Raw genomic sequence first — 16,240 nt, 5'->3', positions numbered from 1 at the left:
GAAGTGGCAGATTTGGTATCAAGTCAGGTATTACAGAAAACCCTTGATGAATTAAGAAATATTACGAGAATTGATTTATGTGTGACGAATACGGATGGTGTTCTGCTGGTGACCACATTCCCGGAAACCGCGATTGATGCAGAAAGCATCCGTTCTTTTGTATTATCCGCTGCGGACAGCCAGATTGTACAGGAATATCATTATTTTAAAGTATATGACAACCAGAATGTGGAGTATATTCTGATTTCTAAAGGAAGTAGCGACGATGCATATATGATCGGAAAGGTTGCCGTATGTGAGATTCAGAATCTTATCATTGCATACAAAGAGCGTCTGGACAAAAACAACTTTATCCAGAACCTTCTTCTCGACAATCTTCTTCTGGTGGATGTCTACAACCGCGCGAAAAAGCTTCGCATCGACACAGATGTGCGCCGCGTTGTTTACATGGTAGAGACGAAGCTGGAAAAAGACATCAGCGCACAGGAGACAGTAAAGAGCCTCTTTGCTTCAAGACCGAGAGATTTCATCACCGCAGTCGATGAGAAGAGCATTATCATTGTAAAAGAACTGAAGGATACCGACACCTTCGAGGATATGAACCAGACCGCAAGAATGCTGGTTGATATGCTGAATGCAGAGGCAATGTCCCAGGTACGTGTTTCTTACGGAAATCCGGTCAGCGAGATTAAGAGTGTTTCGCGTTCCTACAAAGAAGCGAAGATGGCGCTTGAGGTAGGAAAAATTTTCTACGCAGACAAAAACGTGGTACCATACAACAACCTCGGCATCGGCCGTCTGATCTATCAGCTCCCGATTCCGCTGTGCGAAATGTTTATGACCGAAGTCTTCGGCGAAAATCTGCCGGATACGTTCGATGAGGAAACACTGACCACAATCAATAAATTTTTTGAAAATAACCTGAATGTGTCCGAGACATCCCGTCAGCTCTATGTACACAGAAATACTCTGGTGTACCGTCTGGAGAAGCTCGAGAAGAGCACAGGACTCGACATTCGTAAATTTGACGATGCGCTGACCTTTAAAATTGCCATGATGGTCGTAAGCTACATGACGTATATGAACAACAGCGAAAATCTGTAAAACCGTTCAGAGCCGTACAGGATTGCGGGAGTGCAAAGCACGGAGCAATCCGGGTATCGAAGGGGTCAAAAGACTTTTTGACCCTGACATTTTATCAACAACAAGAGGAGAGGAACGACATGATTGAATTACTGAACACAGGTGCATACCTTGTCAACGGAATCGACATCATCCCGGATACAGAAGAAGGCCGCGCGGAACTCAAAGCGCGTACCGGCGCTGTGCCGTGTCCAGCGGATGCTGCAAAAGAAACCATTGCCTATGGAATCTTAAAAGACCACAATGTTTCCGGCAACATGGAAAATCTGCAGATCAAATTTGACAAACTTACATCGCATGACATTACTTTTGTTGGAATCATTCAGACCGCGCGCGCGTCAGGACTGGAAAAATTCCCGGTACCGTACGTGCTGACCAACTGCCACAACTCCCTTTGCGCAGTCGGCGGAACCATCAACGAAGATGACCACATGTTTGGTCTTACCTGTGCGAAAAAGTACGGCGGCGTCTATGTACCGCCTCATCAGGCAGTAATTCATCAGTTTGCCCGCGAGATGCTTGCCGGCGGCGGAAAAATGATCCTCGGATCCGACTCCCACACCCGTTACGGTGCACTCGGAACCATGGCCATGGGCGAGGGCGGACCGGAACTGGTAAAACAGCTTCTCTCCAAAACATATGATATCGCTATGCCGGGAGTGATCGCAATTTACATGACAGGCGCACCGCAGCCGGGCGTAGGACCGCAGGATATTGCACTTGCCATCATCGGTGCAGTCTTTGCAAATGGTTACGTAAAGAACAAAGTTATGGAGTTCGTAGGACCTGGCGTATCTTCCTTAAGCGCAGATTACCGGATCGGTGTGGACGTTATGACAACCGAGACAACGTGTCTGTCCTCCATCTGGAGAACCGATGAGAAGATCAGCGAGTTCTATCAGATCCACGGCAGAAGCGCAGATTACAAAGAGCTGAATCCTGGCGCGGTTGCTTACTATGACGGCGTTGTAAAAGTAGAACTCGACAAGATCAAACCGATGATCGCGATGCCGTTCCATCCGAGCAATGTTTATACCATTGAAGAGCTGAAAGCAAACCTCGATGACATCCTGAACGATGTAGAGAAGAAAGCAGCCATCAGCCTCGACGGAAAAGTTCCGTTCACTCTGAAAAATAAAGTACACGACGGAAAACTCCTGGTAGACCAGGGAATCATCGCAGGATGCGCCGGCGGCGGATTTGAGAACATCTGCGACGCAGCCGATATCCTGAAAGGCCACAGCATTGGCGACGATGCGTTCACCTTAAGTGTTTACCCGGCAAGTACCCCGATCTATATGGAGCTGGCAAGAAACGGAAAACTGGCAGACCTTTTGGAAACCGGTGCGATCGTAAAAACCGCATTCTGCGGACCGTGCTTCGGCGCAGGCGATACTCCGGCAAACAATGCGTTCTCAATCCGTCACTCCACCAGAAACTTCCCGAACCGCGAGGGATCCAAGATCCAGAACGGTCAGATTTCTTCCGTTGCCCTGATGGATGCACGTTCCATTGCAGCAACCGCAGCAAACAAGGGATTCCTGACCGCAGCAGACGAGTTCACCGGAACATACACGAAACCGGCATACCATTTCGACAAGAAGATTTACGAGAACCGTGTCTTCGACAGCAAGGGTGTGGCAGATCCGTCTGTAGAAATCCAGTTCGGACCGAACATCAAAGACTGGCCGGCTATGCCGCAGCTTGCCGAGAACCTGATTCTGAAGGTTGTTTCCGAGATCCACGATCCGGTTACGACAACCGACGAGCTGATTCCATCCGGCGAGACTTCTTCCTTCCGTTCCAACCCGCTCGGACTGGCAGAGTTCACCCTGTCCAGAAAAGATCCGGCTTACGTGGGACGTGCAAAAGAAGTACAGGTCGCAGAGAAAGCCATCCAGGAAGGAAACTGCCCGGCAGAGGCACTTCCGGAACTGAAACCGGTCTTCGCAGCCATCCATACCCAGTACCCGGATATCGACAAGACAAACGTCGGTGTCGGATCCACCATCTTCGCTGTAAAACCGGGCGACGGCTCTGCGCGTGAGCAGGCAGCTTCCTGCCAGAAGGTATTAGGCGGCTGGGCAAACATCGCCAACGAGTATGCAACGAAGCGCTACCGCTCCAACCTGATCAACTGGGGCATGCTTCCATTCCTGATCCCGGAGAGAGATCTGCCGTTTACAAACGGAGATTACATCTTTGTACCGGAGATCCGCAAGGCAGTGGAAGAGAAAGCCGATGTGATCAAAGCGTACGTTGTAAAAGACGGAGCACTTGTTCCGTTCGAGATGACGTTAGGCGCGCTGACCGATGATGAGAGAGAAATCATCCGCAAGGGATGCCTGATCAACTATTATAGAGGATAAGTATTTGAGAAAGAGCTGTGTGGCAGGAGAAAAGTCTGTTTCATAGCTCTTTTTCTGCGCACTTATTTGAAATAAAATATCAGAAAACAATATAAAATTCAGAAAATAAACACAATAATTAAGAAAAGGAAAAGCGATATAAAAAAACAGTAAAAATATTTTAAAAATGTGTTGACAAATGCTGGCGAATCTGTTATATTAAAATCACAAAGAAACAAGAAAACAAAAACCTAACCAAGAGGTACAAAGAGAAAGACTTGGGACCCCCTTTTCAAGAGAACAAACCATTTTCATAGAAAGAGACGAGAAATCTTCTATAGAAGAATGGAAAAAAAGGGAAAAGGAAGATGTTCTTAAGATGAGAGACTTCCGAAAGGAAAGAAAACCTGAGATAAAGATCCATACAAAAGAAGTTCGAAAGAAAACCTTTTGATAAACATGAGATCAGAGCAGATCTTAGGAAATCCTAAGGAAAAGATTTTCGGAGTGGAAATCTTAACCGCAAAGGAAAAGCCTCTGAAAAAGAACATCTTCCCGAAAAAAAGAAAATCTACAACAGGGAAATGGAAGAGAAACGATCTTTGAAATATCAAACGAAAGCGAAAACAAAGATCACAGATCGGTAAAGAAAGAAAACCAGTGAAAATCCTTGAAAGTAGAGAAAAAACTGAATATGGAAAATAAAGAAAAAGCGGTCGCTGTATCAGAAAAAATGATTGGTATGGCGATCGCTTTCTGTGTTGTGTAATTCGTCCGCCGGGCATGTTTTTCTTGACAGATGCGGCGGAAATGGTGCATACTTCTTAAAGCATAACAGCGGAGAAATCCGTGTATCGAAAATAAGAAGTCAGGACAGGAGAAGAAAGTGGCTGGATTTTGCAGAGAAGATATTTTAATGGAAGATAACGATATTCTTGTTGTTCACAAGCACGCGGGTATGGCAGTGCAGAATGCGCGGATGGGACAGATGGATCTGGAGCATGCGCTGCTGAATTATTTGGCGAAGCAGGCAAGGGCGGAAACACCGGGTCAGGCGCGGACTCAGATTCCATATCTGGCGGTCGTTCACCGGCTCGATCAGCCGGTTGAGGGCGTGCTGGTGTTTGCGAAAAACAAAGACGCCGCAGGAAAACTGGGACGGCAGGTGAAGGACGGGACGATGAAGAAAGAGTATCTCGCCGTCTGTGAGGGAAAAATCGAAAAACAGGGCGTGCAGAAGTTTGAGGATTTCCTTGTAAAAGACGGGCGGAGCAACACATCCCGCGTCGTACAGCCAGGCACCGCCGGAGCGAAAAAAGCGGTGCTGGAATATGAAGTGATAAGGACACAGGAGAACCGAACCCTGGTGCAGATCCACCTCGGAACGGGCCGCCACCACCAGATCCGCGTCCAGTTTTCCCATGCGGGATATCCGCTGGCGGGTGATGCAAAATATGGGGCGAAGGAGAAAGGATCTCTGGCGCTGTGCGCGCATCATCTCGAGCTGAAGCATCCGCGGACAGGCAAACGGCTTTCGTTTACCGTAAAACCAGAAGGTGAAATCTTCCACAGCTTTGTGTAACTATTCAGAACTATGTGAAATTGCAAAAAAGTTCAGAAAATCATAAGAAAACAGGACTGGACTATTTTTACGGTTTGTGTATAATAGAGAAAGGTTATGTAACAAAACTGTAAAAAGTAATGGAAAATGATTCATCAGGCAAAGCAGAAAGGGAGAATTATGAAACGCAGAATGATTGCAGTACTGCTTTCCGGAATCCTGCTGTGCTCGGCAGCTGGATGCGGAAAAGAAGCAGTGACAGACAAGAGCACCGCAGCATCGTCGTCTCAGGAAGTGACAGAAACTCCGGCGGCAGAAGAAAGCCGGAGGCCTCATCGTCCAGCGCAGATTCTACAGCAGAGTCAGCCAGTGCATCCACATCTTCTGAAAGCTCTGGAGATGAAGGAAAAGAAGCAGACAAAAAACGAATAGAAATCACCGTTCCGCACAAAGACGGCATGGAAGCATTGTACGACACCGTGGATGGACTTACCGTTGAAAAAGGCTCTTACATCGCCGTGGTTGCAAAAGACTTAAGTGCCGGTTTTTGGAAAGCCGTAAAAGCCGGTGCGCAGCAGGCACTTGACGATCTGAACGCCTCGCTTGGCTACACCGGAAACGACAAAGTTTATATGACATTTGAAGGCCCGGAAAATGAAAGTGACACCAACTCTCAGATCAATATCATCGACTCTGTCATTTCGGAAAATCCGGACGCGCTGATCCTTGGTATCATTGACCAGCAGTCGGGACAGGCACAGATGGAAGAGGCTTCCGACAGCCAGATTCCAGTCATCATCGCGGATTCCGGTATCGAGAGTGATCTGATCACCTCGACATGTGCGACTGATCACGCAGCGGCAGCAAAGCTTGCGGCAGATCATCTCTGCGAGGCCATCGGCAACAGCGGAGAGGTTGCGATTGTTGCACATCAGTACAACACCGAGAGCAGCGTAGAGCGCGTGGAAGCATTTAAAAAAGAGATCGAAGAAAAATATACCGATGTGAAAGTGGTTCAGGTGAATTACGGAGATGGAGAAGAATCCATCGCGGACATGCTGAAAAATACACTTGAAACCTACCCGGCTCTGAAGGGCATCTTCTGTACGAACGAAGACATGGCAGACCAGACGCTGGATGCGCTGGCAGATATGGAAAATACTGAGCAGATTCAGATTGTCGGTTTTGATTCCGGTGAAAAACAGCAGAAAGCGATCCAGGAGGGACGCGAGTACGGTACCGTAACGCAGAATCCGTACGGTCTTGGCTATGCGGCAATCGTGGCGGCCGTCCGCGCGATTCAGGGACTTCCGGTAGATCAGAAGATCGATACGGGATATCAGTGGCTCGACAAAGACACGATCGATCTGGAGACAAATCAGAAGTATCTTTATAACTGAAAATCAGGATAAAAAATGAACCCGGCAGACAAGGGAATGTTCCTTTGCCTGCCGGGTTTTCTGCGCTGCAGTGCGGATTACGAGTTCTGATCGTCTTCGTAAATTCTCTGTACCTCTTCGGAAATCTGCTGCCGGATCGCGGAGAGATCGACATCCGGGATGCCGTCCTCGGTGATCTGCGGTTTGGAAGGAGAGGTATACGGCTTCGTGTCGCCCATGGAAGCTTTTGGGGATGTTTCTTCTTCGTCAAACTCCTCCGGAGCGGCCGGTTTTGCGGATGGCCGGCGGCGGATGATTTTCGGAAGATCTTTCTCATCGTCGTCATCGTCAGGTTCTTCCGGAACAAAACGGAAATCGTACATGGTGTTCTGCGAAACACGGGTACGGTTCGACGGTTTCTGATAGCTGCGGTACGGATCTCTTGCGTTGCCGGAAGAAGAGGAAGAGGAGCCGCGGCGTTTCTTTTTCTTCTTTCTGGATGGAAGAGGGTCGAAACCGGATCTGCGCTTCCGTCTGGCGCGCGCTTTTGCACGGTGTTCGCGTTCTTCTTCGTCGTCATCCTCCCAGTAGTCCGCCTCTTTCCACGGTTTAAACTGGAAGAGCATGCCTGCTGCGGCGAGAATGGCAGAGACAATCCAGAACATCATGTTCAGATCGAGGTCCTTGAAGAAATATGCCATGCGGATCGTCGTGAGGGCGCCGCAGATGGAGGTGACCAGGATTACGGAAATGCGTTCGAACGGAACGCAGATCAGGCTGATCACGAAAGCGACGAGGGCGACGAGTCCATAACCTGTGATATCGTTTGGATTAACGAGATGCCAGAGGCAAAAGCCGACGAGCCCGCAGATCAGAAGAAAAAGTCCGATCCGGTAGAGGACGAAGGCAATGATTGCGGTCAGAAGACCGGTGCCGACGGCAAGCGCCAGGGTGATCGTCGTGGTCTGATTCGTGTAGGTACCCGCTGCATAACCAGCGGCCGCGCCGAGAAAAAATCCGGGAATGACGCTCCAGAGTTTGCGGAGCGCATAGCCGAAGAAACAGTTCAGCAGGGCAAAAACAATCACAATCAGAAGAAGCTGCTGCTGGTAAACACCCATGACGTCCCGGACTTTATCGAGACCGCCAAGCAGCGTGTTGATGTTAAAAGCTTGCATATTCAGATTCATGATATTCACTCCTATATGATGTATCGGAAAAATAGATACAGGTTGTATTTTAGTACGGAACGGCGGTTTTGGCAAGTGAAATTGTGTTTGAGATCTGGAAAACGGCAGAATGGCGGCGGTGTGCATATGGTATAAGGAAGAGCAAAAAGGAAATAAAACAGGCATGAATCAGGATAGAGTGTATGAAAATAGAAGAAATTCCTATCAGGGAAATCCGATGGAGCGGCCGGAGCCGTTTTTTGCGGCACAGCCCTTATGGGGAAGAAGTATGGAGGAGCAGCAGGAAGCGCGGGAACGGCAGCGGATGCAGTCGTATTATTCCCGGACGGCATCTGATCTGCAGCGGCTGGTGGAGGCAGAGTGTGACCGCATGGATTACCGCGGCAGCATGATGTACGACGAATTCCCGGACCGGCTCATGATGGAGCACACCTGCCGGAATATCGCACGTCAGTACGGCAGGGAAAACGGCGGGAAGGATGAGAAAACGGCAGAAGAGGAACTGCTCGATTTGATCGGCGTTCTTTTTTATAATGAAATGTTCCGGAGGCGGAGCAGGAGGAAACATTATTACAATCTGTGGCTTTAAACCGCGCTATAAAGTAATAAGAGGGTAACACATTTTTAATAATTTTTCTGTTGTGGTTTTGCGGAAAACAGATTACAATATTAGCGGGGTTGTAAGGGGCTTTATTACACATGTTTACAAACGATTCAGAAAGTTTGGAGAGTATAAATGGAATTACAGAAATTATTACAGGATGAAATCCGGGAAGGGCTGTATCGTATCACGATCAGCGGCCCAAGAGGGGACAGTGAAGTGTCCAAAGTGAGAATACGCCCGGTTGAAATAAAAGGAAAACTGCTCTTTCAGTGCCAGGAGACCGTCGGCACGAAGGAGTTTCATAAAAATATGACAAAAGACGATGTGATCACCCGGATCAGCGACTGGATGAACGGAACCTTCAAGCAGATGCAGCTTGAATCCGACACCTGCACAGCATCCGTTCTGGTCAGCAAAAAGGGAACGATGACGATCAAAAAGAAACCGCATATGAAAGGAACCGGCAAACCCGTCAATCTGGCGCACAACCGGAAGAAACGGTATATTCTGGAAGAAGGAATCCCGGTTCCTTTTTTACAGGATCTCGGTGTTATGACAAAAGAAGGCAAAATCGTGCGGACCCGCTACGACAAGTTCCGCCAGATCAACCGCTTTCTGGAGTTCATCGAAGATATCCTGCCGCAGCTCCCATCGGACCGCGAGATCACGATTCTCGATTTCGGCTGCGGAAAATCGTATCTGACGTTTGCGATGTATTATTACTTCCGCGAACTGAAAAAACTGGATGTCAATATCATCGGACTTGACTTGAAAGAGGATGTCATCGCAATCTGCAACGGACTGGCGGAGAAATACGGCTATGAAAAGCTGCATTTCTATCAGGGTGACATCGCTTCTTATACCGGCCGCGACGAGGTCGATATGGTGGTGACGCTGCACGCGTGCGACACGGCGACTGACTATGCGCTGGAAAAGGCCGTCAAATGGAATGCAAAAGTTATTCTTTCCGTTCCGTGCTGCCAGCATGAGCTGAACCGCCAGATTGCAAACAAAGAACTGTATCCGATCATGGATTACGGCATCTTAAAAGAGCGCATGGCGGCGCTTCTGACCGACGGAATCCGGGCAAAGCTTCTGGAGAATGCAGGCTATGAGACACAGATTCTTGAGTTCATCGACATGGAGCACACGCCGAAGAACCTTCTGATCCGCGCGGTAAAACGCCAGGAAGGCTCGAAAAAACTGCCGGAAGAACTGAAAGTGTGCATGGAAGCGTACCATGTGAAGCCGACACTGGCAGACCTCCTCACAGAAAAGGAGGAGCCGTGATGAATAAAAGAGCAGCAAGGATTCTGATCCTTTTTCTTGTTTTTGCCGCATCAGTCGGTGTGTTCACACACCTGATGAGCCACGAGACGACGGAGAATGCGACCGATCTGGACGCAGCGAGTCTTCCGGTGCTGTACATGAAGACCGCGGACACGACAGTGAACCGCATGTACGGATACCGCCAGGAGATGAACGGCGTAACGACAAGAGAAAACCTGACACCGCTGCCGATGGACCGTTCGCTTACGCTTGAAATTGATGCGAAGGGACAGAAAATTATAAACGTGACCTATACGGTGGAAAGCACAGACGGCGGAGCGCTGATTGAAAACTCGGTGCTGAAATCGTTTGACGAGGACGGAAGCTATCTGAAAGCAGACTTCCAGTTAGAGACCGCGATTCTGATGAATCAGGAATATACGCTGAAGCTCGAGGTTGCCTACGGAAACGGCCAGTCTGCCTGGTATTACACCCGCATTGTACAGCGCAACGGCGTGGAGGTCGGCGATTATCTGGCCTACACGCAGATGTTTGCGCAGACATGCCTGGATAAAACGCAGGCGGAAGCGCTCGTTCCGCAGCTTGAGCCGGATGAGACGGGGGATAATTCTTCGTTCCTCAATGTCAACATTCATTCCAGCCTCGACCAGATTTCCTGGGGAAGCCTCGCACCGACGATCGTACAGCAGCCGGTGCAGCAGATCAAAGAAGCGAATGAGACGACGACCAGCATCAAACAGGAGTACATGATCAGTGCGCAGGATGAGAACGGACAGACGGAGTATTATACCGTAAGCGAGTTCTACCGGATGCGAGAGTCCGACGGAGAGATTATTCTGCTGGACTTCGAGCGGAGCGCACAGCAGATCTTTGATCCGGAGCTTGGTGTTCTGACGAAATCCGGCATTAACCTCGGTGTGACCGGCGAGGATACCAAGTATGTGACGAATACGGCAGGTGATATTGTCGCATTTGTAGTAAACGGTGATCTCTGGTGCTACAACCGCAGCGCCAACAAGACGATCCGCGTTTTCAGCTTCCGTGAGAACGGCAGCATGGATGACCGGGAACAGCACGGAGAGCATGATGTCAACATTGTACGTGTGGATGATGCGGGCGATGTGACGTTTGTTGTTTATGGCTATATGAACCGCGGAAACCACGAGGGTGAAGTGGGAGCAGCCGTTTACTATTATCGCGCCGAGCGGAATGTGGCAACCGAGGAGATTTTCGTTCCGGCGGATATTTCCTACGAGATGCTGAAAAAACAGCTCGACCGCCTCTCCTACGTCAACAAGCAGAGAGAGATGTATCTCTATCTGAATGAGAACCTGTGTAAGGTAGATATTGAAACCGGCACGACGACGGTGGTCCGGGAAAGTATCCCGGAGGACTGCTTTGTAGTATCGGAAAGCCAGGAGAGCATCGCGTGGATGGATGCGGACAATGCAAGCAGTGCGATGAACATCACCGTGATGAATCTGGAGAGCGGGGAAACGCAGCGCTTTGCGGCGGATGACGGACAGAAGATCCGGGCACTTGGCTTTATCAATGAAGACTTTGTCTATGGTATGGCAAACGACAGCGATATTTTAAAAGATATTTCCGGCAATGAAGTTTTCGCTATGCATACGGTGCGGATTGTCAGCATCGACGGAACCGTGAAAAAAGAGTATCACCAGGACGGCTATTATGTGACAGGCGTGTCGATTTCGGACGGCCTTCTGGAGCTGGACCGCGTGGTACGCCAGGAAAACGGCTATGCGGATGCGCCGGAGGATCACATCATGAACGGCGAGCAGCAGAGCCAGGAACTGGTGACGGGCCGCCTGGCAACGGTGGACGACAGAAGAGAGCAGCAGTTCCTTCTGGAATTCTCGACGAGCGGCAAAACACAGTCGCTTCTGACACTGACACCGAAATATATCTATTCAACCTTACGGACCGATCTTACGATGTCGTACGACACGGGCAGCGCAGATCTTTACTATGTATATGGAAAAGGAAAACTGATCGCCATTTTAAGCTCCCCGGCCGAGGCCGTACAGCTTGCCGATGAGAATGTCGGCGTTGTGCTGAACAGCAGCCAGTCCTATGTGTGGGAGCGCGGAAACCGCCAGCAGGGCATGCGCCTCGACGAGACAACGATGCCGTCGGGATTTCAGAGTGCATCTCTGGACGAAAACGTGCTGAAGGAGTCACTCGGTGATGATTACGAACTGCTGAACCTGACGGGCTGCACAAGAGAAGAAATTCTCTACATGATCAGCAGCGGCTACGGCGTTGTTGTAAAGACCGGCGCGAACGAGAGTCTGCTTCTGACTGGATACGATATTTTTGGAAATTCCTGGCTGTATAACCCGGCAACGGGCGAGACAACTGCACTTTCTGACGATGACAGCGATGCATTGTTCGCACAGAACGGCAATGTCTTCATCAGTTATATTAAAAAAGTAAAGATCGAGTGATTTGCGGGGTTTTCTAATGACGCAAAAAGTGCTAGAATAAAGAAAGCACTATGAATATTTAGGGAGAAAAAAGACAATGAAACTTACAACCATCCGAGAGATTTATAAAAACCGGGAAGCATACCTGGACAAAGAAGTAACCGTAGGCGGCTGGGTGCGCAGCGTACGTGATTCCAAAACCTTTGGTTTCATCGTTCTGCACGACGGAAGCTATTTCGAAACCCTGCAGATCGTATACCACGATGAGATGGAAACTTCGCTGAGATTTCCAAAATGAACGTCGGCGCAGCATCATCGTAAAAGGTACCCTCGTTGCTACCCCGCAGGCAAAACAGCCGTTTGAGATTCAGGCGGCAGAAGTTACCGTAGAGGGCGTTTCCGCACCGGATTACCCGCTGCAGAAAAAACGCCACTCCATGGAATACCTTCGTACCATTTCCCATCTGCGTCCGAGAACCAACACCTTCCAGGCAGTATTCCGTGTTCGTTCCCTCTGCGCCTATGCGATCCATCAGTTCTTCCAGGAGAGAGACTTCGTTTATGTCAACACCCCGCTGATCACCGGAAGCGACTGCGAGGGAGCCGGCGAGATGTTCCAGGTAACCACCATGGATCTTGACAATATTCCGAAAACCGAGGACGGCGCTGTTGATTTCACACAGGACTTCTTCGGAAAGAAGACAAGCCTTACCGTAAGCGGACAGTTAAACGGCGAGACCTTTGCACAGGCATTCCGCAATATCTACACCTTCGGACCGACCTTCCGTGCAGAGAATTCCAACACCACCCGCCATGCAGCAGAGTTCTGGATGATCGAGCCGGAAATCGCTTTCGCTGATCTGGAGGATGATATGGAGCTTGCTGAGGCAATGCTGAAATATGTCATCCGCTACGTTATGGAGCATGCACCGGAAGAAATGCAGTTCTTCAACAGTTTCGTGGACAAGGGACTGATCGAGCGTCTGAACCATGTCGTAAATTCTGAGTTCGGCCGTGTAACCTACACCGAGGCTATCGAGCTTCTGGAGAAAAACAACGACAAATTCGATTACAAAGTATACTGGGGATGCGATCTGCAGACCGAGCATGAGCGTTATCTGACCGAGCAGATCTTCAAGAGACCGGTTTTCGTTACCGATTATCCGAAGGAGATCAAAGCGTTCTACATGAAGCTGAACGATGACAACAAGACAGTTGCCGCTATGGACTGTCTGGTTCCTGGCATCGGAGAGATCATCGGCGGAAGCCAGCGTGAGGACGACTACGAGAAACTGCTTGGCCGTATGAAAGAGCTGGGACTTGCTGAGGAAGATTACGGATTCTATCTGGACCTCAGAAAATATGGTTCTACCCACCATGCAGGATTCGGACTGGGATTTGAAAGATGCGTCATGTATCTGACCGGAATGGGCAATATCCGCGACGTCATCCCGTTCCCGAGAACAGTAAACAACTGCGAGCTGTAATTACGAAAAGTGATATAGAAACTTAAAAAATACGGATGCCGGGTGCAGTGGAATCCAATGTGGATTTGGTGTGCCTGACGTCCGTATTGTAGTAATGGAGAAAATGAATCCAGAAAGGGGTATGCGCCTATGCGGTTTATTCATATTGCGGATGTGCATCTCGGCATGCAGCCGGATGCGGGATTTCCCTGGAGCGAGGAGCGAGGGGAGGCCATCTGGGAGAGCTTCCGGCGGATCATCCGCCTGGCCGGTCGGGAAAAGACGGACTTTCTGCTGATTGCGGGAGATCTGTTTCAGTGCCAGCCGCTTCTGCGGGAACTGAAAGAGGTTAATGATCTCTTTGCTTCCATCCCGGAGACGATCGTCGTGCTGATTGCCGGAAACCACGATTATGTGAAACGGGAGAGCTTTTACCGCGGTTTCGACTGGGCAGACAACGTGGTAATGCTCCTGTCGCCGGAGCCGGAGTGTGTTGAAGTCCCGGAGAAGAAGACGGCGGTGTACGGATGCAGTTACGACAAAAAAGAGATTCTGGAAAACCGGCTGGACGGCGTGCGGCCGGAGGGAAAAATGAAATATCATCTGCTGCTCGCGCACGGCGGCGATGCCCGCCACATGCCGTGGAATCCGGGCCGCATGGCGCAGGCTGGGTTTGATTATATTGCGTGCGGGCACATTCATAAGCCGGGGATTCTTATTCCCGACAAAATGGCATACGCAGGCGCACTCGAACCGACGGATGAGACGCAGTTGGGGCCGCACGGCTACATCCGCGGAACGGTGGACGAGCACGGCACGCGGATTCAGTTTGTGCCGTTTGCCAGATATGAGTACGAAGATCTGGTGTTGAACGTGACGGAGGATCTGACACAGTATGCGCTGGAGACGAAGCTGAAACAGGAGCTGGCGCTGCGGGAGGATGGGAAGATCCGAAAAATCATCCGCCTGAAACTTGTGGGACACCGTGCCGCCGAGCTGGAATTTTCTCCGAAACGGCTGCTGGACTGCGGCAGAGTCATCTCCGTGGAGGATGAAACACGTCCGGCGTACGATCTGGAACAGCTGAAGAAAACGTATGGCGCTAGTCTGATCAGCGCTATATTGAAGCATTTGAAACAAAGACGGATGCGCAGTCACAGAAGGCGCTCGACTATGGTCTCGAGGCGCTGCTGGCGGCACGCAGGAACGGCTGAAAAAAAGATTGCGGGAGGTATAGAAGATGAAAATAGAAAAACTGGAAATCCGCAATTTTGGAAAAATGCAGAACCGCACGCTGGAATTTTCCGATGGGATTCAGCTCATCAGCGGGGAAAATGAGAGCGGAAAATCGACCGTCCATACCTTCATCCGCAGCATGCTGTTCGGCATGACACGCGGCCGGGGGCGGGCGGCAAAAAATGATGTCTACAGTCGTTATGAGCCATGGGAAAATCCGGCATACTATGCGGGAGAGATGGTGCTTGAAAGCGGCGGCAAACGGTTCCGTCTGACCCGGAATTTCGGGCGGCAGAACGCCAATGCAAAGCTGGTGTGCCTGACGGACGGCGAGGTGCTCTCCGTGGAGGACGGCGATCTTTCCATGCTGCTCGGCGGTGTCAGTGAGATTGTGTATGATAATACGGCTTCGATCGGGCAGTTAAAAGGAAGAACCGAGGAAGGGCTTGCGGATGAGCTGCGGAACTATATGGCAAATTACCAGGGGAGCAGCGATGGAGAGCTCGATGTGGCGGCGGCGCTGGATCTGCTGAAGCAGAAGAGAAAGCGCCTAGAGCAGGAACAGAAAAAGACGCTGGCGGGACTGGAAAAACGGAAGGAAGAACTTGAGACGAAAATTTCCGTTTTTACGGAGGAGTGCCGTCAGAGCGAGGAGAATCTGCAGCAGGCGAAAGAGCAGATGAAGCGGGATATTTATCAGAAGGATGTGCCGATCGAACGGGTGCGGAAGATGAAAAAAGAATCTCGGAAGAGCCGCAAATGGGGTGCCGCGTGCGTGGCGCTGGCTGGATTTCTCTTGTTCTTATGCATTCTGCAGTTCTTCCATATTGATTCGCTGCTGACGAGAACGGGACTCGGGCTTGCGATTGCGGCGCTCTTGTATCTGGCGTACAGTCTGTTCCGTCACCGGAAAACGGAGGTCGAGCAGGTCGTGACGGAGCCGGAGGAGCAGGCGATCCGCCGCCAGCAGTGGAATGTGGACCGCCTGAAGCAGGAGCTGGGGCAGAAACAGACGGTGCTGTCGAACTTGCAGAGTGAATACGAAGAGCTCTGCATTTCCATGACGGAAAAAGATCATCTGCAGGAAGAACTCGATGCGCTTTCCCTGGCGGGGGAGACGATCCAGAGTCTCTCCGTACAGATGCAGAGCCGGATCGGCGACCGCTTAAAACAGCAGATGTCAAAAACGCTGTCATCGCTGACGAATGGCCGCTATCTGCAGGTGAATATGGATGAGAATCTGCGGATCGGCCTTCACACCGCAGACGAATATGTGCCGCTTGAACAGGTCAGCCGCGGCACGATCGAGCAGGCGTACTTTGCGCTCCGCATGGCGGCGATGGATGTGCTCTGCGGCGAGGAGGAGCTGCCGGTGATTCTCGATGAATCGTTTGCGTTTTACGATGAAAACCGGCTGAAAGAAACTTTGAAATGGCTGGCGGAAAACCGGACGCAGGTGCTGCTCTTTACGTGTCAGAAGCGGGAGGAGGAAGCACTCTCGGAGATGGGAATTCCGTACCGGAAAATTGTGCTTTAAGTAATGCGGCTCGCAGAGAATCGGTGAGTTGTGGTTTGG

Annotated in this window: 10 protein-coding genes and 1 pseudogene; 10 read left to right on the top strand and 1 reads right to left on the bottom strand. The window is 50.3% G+C overall.

Annotation, left to right across the window (positions count from 1 at the left end; genetic code table 11):
- Positions 1-12: 12 nt before the first annotated feature.
- From DXA93_RS15830 to DXA93_RS15815, 4 genes are all read left to right on the top strand, one after another.
- A complete protein-coding gene (locus DXA93_RS15830) occupies positions 13-1,104 on the top strand; it encodes a PucR family transcriptional regulator (protein ID WP_055219318.1) in 1,092 nt (363 codons plus the stop codon).
- A 119-nt stretch (positions 1,105-1,223) separates the two neighbouring features.
- Positions 1,224-3,512, top strand: coding sequence for a hydratase (locus tag DXA93_RS15825; RefSeq protein ID WP_195997431.1), 2,289 nt, complete (start codon positions 1,224-1,226; stop codon positions 3,510-3,512).
- A gap of 895 nt (positions 3,513-4,407) precedes the next feature.
- Positions 4,408-5,073 (top strand): RluA family pseudouridine synthase, encoded by a 666-nt coding sequence (locus DXA93_RS15820; protein ID WP_055265689.1) that lies wholly within the window; start codon positions 4,408-4,410, stop codon positions 5,071-5,073.
- 119 nt (positions 5,074-5,192) lie between these two features.
- The gene (locus DXA93_RS15815) at positions 5,193-6,452 is read left to right on the top strand and encodes an ABC transporter substrate-binding protein (protein WP_119208734.1); all 1,260 of its coding nucleotides are present in this window, start codon (positions 5,193-5,195) and stop codon (positions 6,450-6,452) included.
- A gap of 77 nt (positions 6,453-6,529) precedes the next feature.
- Here DXA93_RS15815 and DXA93_RS15810 read toward each other — a convergent pair whose 3' ends face one another.
- Positions 6,530-7,621: a TM7S3/TM198-like domain-containing protein gene (locus DXA93_RS15810; RefSeq protein WP_158565052.1), complete on the bottom strand. Its 1,092-nt coding sequence runs from the start codon at positions 7,619-7,621 to the stop codon at positions 6,530-6,532.
- A gap of 163 nt (positions 7,622-7,784) precedes the next feature.
- On the opposite strand from DXA93_RS15810, the gene DXA93_RS15805 reads away from it, so the two are divergent.
- The 6 genes and pseudogenes from DXA93_RS15805 to DXA93_RS15780 all read left to right on the top strand — a co-directional run bounded on the left by DXA93_RS15805 (position 7,785) and on the right by DXA93_RS15780 (position 16,201).
- On the top strand, positions 7,785-8,210 hold the full coding sequence (locus tag DXA93_RS15805; protein WP_082424871.1) for a hypothetical protein: 426 nt from the start codon (positions 7,785-7,787) through the stop codon (positions 8,208-8,210).
- 147 nt (positions 8,211-8,357) lie between these two features.
- Positions 8,358-9,515: a class I SAM-dependent methyltransferase gene (locus DXA93_RS15800; protein WP_022461540.1), complete on the top strand. Its 1,158-nt coding sequence runs from the start codon at positions 8,358-8,360 to the stop codon at positions 9,513-9,515.
- Entirely contained in the window at positions 9,515-11,983 is a 2,469-nt protein-coding gene (locus DXA93_RS15795; protein WP_118719918.1) for a hypothetical protein, read from the top strand. Before DXA93_RS15800 ends, DXA93_RS15795 begins: the two co-directional genes overlap by 1 nt.
- 76 nt (positions 11,984-12,059) lie before the next feature.
- Positions 12,060-13,449: pseudogene (gene asnS / locus DXA93_RS15790) on the top strand (asparagine--tRNA ligase).
- A 129-nt stretch (positions 13,450-13,578) separates the two neighbouring features.
- A complete protein-coding gene (locus DXA93_RS15785; protein ID WP_243109247.1) occupies positions 13,579-14,766 on the top strand; it encodes a metallophosphoesterase family protein in 1,188 nt (395 codons plus the stop codon).
- Positions 14,669-16,201, top strand: coding sequence for an ATP-binding protein (locus DXA93_RS15780; RefSeq protein ID WP_055226662.1), 1,533 nt, complete (start codon positions 14,669-14,671; stop codon positions 16,199-16,201). Before DXA93_RS15785 ends, DXA93_RS15780 begins: the two co-directional genes overlap by 98 nt.
- Positions 16,202-16,240: the final 39 nt, after the last annotated feature.

The sequence above is a fragment of the Blautia sp. OF09-25XD genome (assembly GCF_003482095.1).
Classification (GTDB): domain Bacteria; phylum Bacillota; class Clostridia; order Lachnospirales; family Lachnospiraceae; genus Fusicatenibacter; species Fusicatenibacter saccharivorans.
Note: the sequence above shows the minus strand (reverse complement) of the source record. Positions and strands in the feature narration are given on the sequence as shown.

Bases quoted from the DNA above. Each gene is read 5' to 3' on its own strand.
- DXA93_RS15825 (WP_195997431.1), top strand. From the start codon at position 1,224: ATGATTGAATTACTGAACACAGGTGCATACCTTGTCAACGGAATCGAC.
- DXA93_RS15820 (WP_055265689.1), top strand. From the start codon at position 4,408: ATGGAAGATAACGATATTCTTGTTGTTCACAAGCACGCGGGTATGGCA.
- DXA93_RS15815 (WP_119208734.1), top strand. From the start codon at position 5,193: ATGGAAAATGATTCATCAGGCAAAGCAGAAAGGGAGAATTATGAAACG.
- DXA93_RS15810 (WP_158565052.1), bottom strand. From the start codon at position 7,621: ATGAATCTGAATATGCAAGCTTTTAACATCAACACGCTGCTTGGCGGT.
- DXA93_RS15805 (WP_082424871.1), top strand. From the start codon at position 7,785: ATGAATCAGGATAGAGTGTATGAAAATAGAAGAAATTCCTATCAGGGA.
- DXA93_RS15800 (WP_022461540.1), top strand. From the start codon at position 8,358: ATGGAATTACAGAAATTATTACAGGATGAAATCCGGGAAGGGCTGTAT.
- DXA93_RS15795 (WP_118719918.1), top strand. From the start codon at position 9,515: ATGAATAAAAGAGCAGCAAGGATTCTGATCCTTTTTCTTGTTTTTGCC.
- DXA93_RS15785 (WP_243109247.1), top strand. From the start codon at position 13,579: ATGCGGTTTATTCATATTGCGGATGTGCATCTCGGCATGCAGCCGGAT.
- DXA93_RS15780 (WP_055226662.1), top strand. From the start codon at position 14,669: ATGAAAATAGAAAAACTGGAAATCCGCAATTTTGGAAAAATGCAGAAC.